2 protein-coding genes are annotated in these 4119 nt (G+C 72.9%); both read left to right on the forward strand.

The features are described 5' to 3' along the window. Nucleotides 1-2410, forward strand: a 2410-nt coding sequence (locus EF903_RS29645; protein ID WP_221888796.1) for a SulP family inorganic anion transporter, incomplete at its 5' end; no start/stop codon positions are given. Nucleotides 2411-2571: 161 nt separating this feature from the next. Next, nucleotides 2572-4119, forward strand: a 1548-nt coding sequence (acs, locus tag EF903_RS29650; protein WP_185902894.1) for an acetate--CoA ligase, incomplete at its 3' end; no start/stop codon positions are given.

Genomic DNA, 4119 nt, shown 5'->3' on the forward strand with positions numbered 1-4119 from the left:
GCCCGGCGCCCCCTCCCCACCCGGCCGGAGATCCGACCGGACCGTCCTGGCGGCGGACCTCTCCGCCTCCCTCACCGTCTTCCTCATCGCCCTGCCCCTGTCCCTCGGCATCGCCCTCGCCACCGGCGCCCCGCTCCAGGCCGGCCTGGTGGCGGCGGCCGTCGGCGGCCTCGTCGCCGGCTGTTTCGGAGGCGCCCCGCTCCAGGTCAGCGGTCCGGCCGCAGGACTCACCGTCGTCACCGCCGAACTGATCCAGCGGTACGGCTGGCGCACCACCTGCGCCATCACGGTCCTCGCCGGCTGCTGCCAGCTCGGCCTCGCCGCGCTGCGGACGGCCCGCTCCGCCCTGATGGTGAGCCCGGCGATCGTGCACGGCATGCTCGCCGGCATCGGCGTGACCATCGCCCTGGCACAGCTGCACATCGTCCTCGGCGGCACCCCGCAGAGCTCCGCCCTCGCCAACGTCCGCGAACTGCCCTCGCAGCTCGCCGACATCCACCCGACCGCCCTCGGGATCAGCGCGCTCACGCTGCTCCTCCTCATCGCCTGGCCGCGGCTGCCCGGGCGGGCCGGCCGGGCCCTGCGCAAGGTGCCCGCCGCGCTCGCCGCCGTCGGCACCGCCACCGCGGTCGCCGCCGTCGCCGGTCTGCGGCTCCCCCGCGTGGACCTGCCCTCGTGGCGCAGCCACGCCCTCCCCGAGCTGCCCGAGGGTCCGGTCCTCGGCCTCATCGCCGCCGTCCTGACCATCACCCTGGTCGGCAGCGTCGAGTCGCTGCTGTCCTCGGTCGCCACGGACAAGCTGATCGCCTCCGAGCGGCCCACCGCCTCCCGGCCGCCCCGCGCCGACCTCGACCGCGAGCTCCGCGGCCAGGGCGCGGCGAACATCGTCTCCGGCGCGCTCGGCGGCCTGCCCATCACCGGCGTCGCGGTCCGCAGCGTGGCCAACGTGAAGTCCGGGGCGATGAGCCGAAAATCGGCCATGCTGCACGGGCTCTGGGTGGTGCTCGCGGCCGGGCTCCTCGTACCCGTCCTCGACCTCATCCCGCTGGCCGCGCTGGCCGCGCTCGTCATGGCGGTGGGCGTGCAGATGGTGAGCATCACCCACATGCGGACGGTCACCCGGCACCGGGAGATCGCCGTGTACGCGACCACCATCGCCGCGGTCGTCCTGGGCGGCGTCCTGGAAGGCGTCGCCGTCGGGATCGCGGTGGCCGTGGTGCTGGCCCTGCACCGGCTCGCCCGGACGAAAATCACGCTGGAGGTGCGGGACGGCGTCCGCCACCTGGTGGTGCGCGGCCAGTTGACCTTCCTCGCGGTGCCCCGGCTGAGCCGGACCCTGGCGCAGATCCCGCACCAGGGGCATGTGGTGGTGGAGCTGGAGGGCTCCTTCATGGACCACGCCGCGTACGAGACGCTGCACGACTGGCAGGAGTCCCACCTGGCGCACGGGGGTTCGCTGGAGATGGGCGGCCCGCCGACGGAGCCGGGGACCGGCACCGTCCCCGCCTCCCGCACGACTTCCGGTTCAGGCCCGGGTTCCGGTTCCGGTTCCGGCCACCACTGCTGCCGGCCGTGGACCCCTTGGAAGAACCACTGCGACCACCGGTCGACCGGCGAGCGTACGCACCCGGAGGCGGCTCCGGTTCCGTCGCCGTCCGCCGGCGCCGCCCGGGCCGACTCCGCGGCGGGTCCCGACACCGCCGCGGACGGCGCCGGAGCCGCCGCGGCCCCGCGCAACCGCGGCGCCAGCCGTCTGGCCAGCGGGATCACCGCCTTCCAGCGGGACACCGCACCGCACGTCCGCGACGAGCTGGCCCGGCTGGCCCGCGAGGGGCAGCGGCCCTCGCAGCTCTTCCTGACCTGCGCGGACTCGCGGCTCGTCACCAGCATGATCACGGCCAGCGGTCCCGGCGACCTGTTCACCGTCCGCAACGTCGGGAACCTGGTGCCGCTGCCCGGAGCCGAGACCGGGGACGACTCGGTCGCGGCGGCCATCGAGTACGCGGTGGACGTCCTCCAGGTGGACAGCATCACCGTGTGCGGGCACTCGGGCTGCGGGGCCATGCAGGCCCTGCTGAACTCCGCGCCCGGACAGCCGGCGACGCCGCTCGGCCGGTGGCTGCGGCACGGCCGGCCGAGCCTGGAGCGGATGGACAGCCCGCACCACGCCTGGGCGCGGATCTCCGGCCGGCTCCCGGCGGACGCGGTGGAGCAGCTGTGCCTGACGAACGTCGTGCAGCAGCTGGAGCACCTGCGGGCGCACGAGTCGGTGGCCCGGCGCCTCGCGGAGGGCACGCTGGAGCTGCACGGCATGTACTTCCACGTGGGCGAGGCCCAGGCCTACCTGCTGTCCGAGGGGGAGGACTTCTTCGACTGCCGCGTTTTTGACAGTGTCGGCCGGCGCACCTGATCAGGAAGCCCCCGAACCGATACCCTCCCGTTTCCGTGCCATCGTTCGGCCCCTTCCCCCGTCCGGCGGGAGGGGGCCGCTCGTGTGCGGGGGTCGACCCGCTATAGGTCTAAACCAATTTCGGGTTACCCCTTGTCACCGGCCCGTTCGACTGATGAGCTATGCCCGGGGACACAACGGACACCCTGGGAAAGGGAGATGTCGTGAGCAACGAGAGCCTGGCCAATCTGCTCAAGGAGGAGCGGCGGTTCGCTCCGCCTGCCGGTCTGGCGGCCGAAGCGAACGTGACGCAGGCGGCGTACGCACAGGCCGCGGCGGACCGGCTGGGTTTCTGGGCCGAGCAGGCCCGCCGCCTGACCTGGGCGCAGGAGCCGACCGAGACCCTCGACTGGAGCAATCCGCCGTTCGCGAAGTGGTTCGCCGACGGAACCCTCAACGTCGCCTACAACTGCGTCGACCGGCACGTCGAGGCCGGCAACGGCGACCGGGTCGCGCTCCACTTCGAGGGGGAGCCGGGCGACACCCGCTCGATCACCTACGCCCAGCTCAAGGACGAGGTGTCCCGTGCCGCGAACGCCCTGGCGGAACTCGGCGTCACCGCCGGCGACCGTGTGGCGGTCTACCTGCCCATGATCCCCGAGGCCGTCGTCGCGATGCTCGCCTGCGCCCGCATCGGCGCGGCCCACTCCGTCGTCTTCGGCGGCTTCTCCGCGGACGCCGTCGCCTCCCGCATCCAGGACGCCGACGCCAAGCTCGTCATCACCGCCGACGGCGGCTACCGCCGCGGCAAGCCCTCCGCCCTCAAGCCGGCCATCGACGAGGCGCTGGCCAAGTGCCCGCAGGTCGAGAACGTCCTCGTCGTCCGCCGCACCGGCCAGGACACCGCCTTCACCGAAGGCCGCGACGTGTGGTGGCACGAGATCGTCGACCGCCAGAGCAGCGAGCACACCCCCCGGCCCTTCCCGGCCGAGCACCCGCTGTTCATCCTCTACACCTCCGGCACCACCGGTAAGCCCAAGGGCATCCTGCACACCTCCGGCGGCTACCTGACGCAGACGGCGTACACGCACCACGCCGTCTTCGACCTCAAGCCGGAGACCGACGTCTACTGGTGCACCGCCGACATCGGCTGGGTCACCGGCCACTCGTACATCGTCTACGGGCCGCTGGCCAACGGCGCCACCCAGGTGCTCTACGAGGGCACGCCCGACACCCCGCACCAGGGCCGCTTCTGGGAGGTCGTCCAGAAGTACGGCGTGACGATCCTCTACACCGCCCCCACCGCCATCCGGACGTTCATGAAGTGGGGCGACGACATCCCCGCCAAGTTCGACCTGTCCAGCCTGCGCATCCTCGGCTCGGTCGGCGAACCCATCAACCCCGAGGCGTGGATCTGGTACCGCAAGCACATCGGCGGCGACCGCTGCCCGATCGTCGACACCTGGTGGCAGACCGAGACCGGCGCGATGATGATCTCTCCGCTGCCCGGCGTCACCGAGACCAAGCCCGGCTCCGCGCAGCGGGCGCTGCCCGGAATCAGCGCCACCGTCGTCGACGACGAGGCCGCCGAAGTCCCCGACGGGGCGGGCGGCTACCTCGTCCTGACCGAGCCGTGGCCGTCGATGCTCCGCACGATCTGGGGCGACGACCAGCGCTACACCGACACCTACTGGTCCCGCTTCCCCGGCCGCTACTTCGCCGGCGACGGC

It is taken from the genome of Streptomyces sp. WAC05292, assembly GCF_003949955.1.
GTDB lineage: Bacteria > Actinomycetota > Actinomycetes > Streptomycetales > Streptomycetaceae > Streptomyces > Streptomyces globosus.